This window comes from Carboxylicivirga longa (assembly GCF_050589825.1).
Lineage (GTDB): Bacteria > Bacteroidota > Bacteroidia > Bacteroidales > Marinilabiliaceae > Carboxylicivirga > Carboxylicivirga longa.
In genome coordinates, this window is record NZ_JBNGOZ010000064.1 from 1 (window position 1) to 1266 (window position 1266).

Annotated in this window: 1 protein-coding gene; it reads left to right on the forward strand. The window is 35.1% G+C overall.

Annotated elements, in window-relative coordinates:
* Positions 1 to 229: 229 nt before the first annotated feature.
* Positions 230 to 1237, forward strand: a complete 1008-nt coding sequence (locus ACRD7A_RS19040) for an IS110 family RNA-guided transposase (RefSeq protein WP_430812979.1) — start codon at positions 230 to 232, stop codon at positions 1235 to 1237.
* The last annotated feature ends 29 nt before the right edge of the window (positions 1238 to 1266 follow it).

Sequence of the window (1266 nt, forward strand, 5' to 3'; positions counted from 1 at the left end):
ATCGTTAGTTTGTGGTTTACTAAATACGTATCAAAGTAAATAGTTAAACATGATTATTTACTTTAGGTATAAAAGCTCCATCTGCTGCATTAACTTTTATAAAGCATAAGATAAAATCTATCACTTATATTAAGAACAGCAGATTATTGAGATAAAGCCAGAGAGTATTTAGGGCAGAACCCATTATGACGATGTTAGCCACTCAATACGGAGCATAAAACAATAGTTTATGCAAGTATATGGAATTGATTTAGCAAAGGAAAAGTTCGATGTCAACTTTATTGACCTAAATGGAAAAGAAAGGAACCGACAAGTGAAAAACAAAGTAGCAGCCATATCCAAGTTCTTACTAGAATTATCAACTAGTGATGTGTTAGTAGCTGAGTATACTGGAGCTTATGGGGATCTACTTGTATATTTAAGCAATCAGCTTAATATTAGCATAGCTTTAGTTCCTGGTTATACAATCAAGCACAGCCTAGGCTTAGTTAAGGGAAAGTCAGATCCTGTTGATGCCAGACGTATACGTGATTATGGCGAGCGTTTCTTTGACAAGCTAAAGTTCAAGATGTATGATGATGAAACAGTAGTTGAGTTAAAAGCATTATACAGCCTAAGGTCACAGTTAGTTAAGTCTCGTAAGAGTTTACGAACTGGAGAGCACAGTCGATCACAAGTGCCAATGCAGAGCATTGCGGTAAATGCGCACATTAAAAATACATTGCTTGCATTAAACAAAGAGATTGAGTCACTTGATACTGAAATAGAGCTTCTAATCAAGGCTAACAAAGCCACAAAGGAGAATTATGAACTAGCTGTGAGTATCAAAGGCATTGGGCCTGTAATTGCAGCTGATTTAATAATTAAAACCGGAAATTTTTCGAATATCGATACTGCTAGAAAAGCTGCTTCATATGCTGGAGTATGCCCTTTTCCGAATGCTTCAGGAAAAATGGTTGGCAAATCAAAAACAAGTCCATTTGCCGATAAGAAATTGAAGTCTCTACTGTATATGGGGGCAAAAGCTGCGGTTAAACACAATAAGGAATACCGTTTATATTATCAAAAGAAGAAACAAGAAGGAAAACCTCACTATTTGATTATGAATAATGTATCCAACAAGATGTTACGAACTATTTATAGTGTAATAAAGAATAAAACACCATACAGACAGGACTTCGTTTGTCTTGATCCAAGAGGTAAAAATATTAACGGCTCCACGGAAAAAGTGGCTTAAAAACTTGTTTTTAAATAGAGTATATAAGT

Coding starts and splice junctions, on each gene's coding strand:
- ACRD7A_RS19040 (WP_430812979.1), top strand. CDS start 230: ATGCAAGTATATGGAATTGATTTAGCAAAGGAAAAGTTCGATGTCAAC.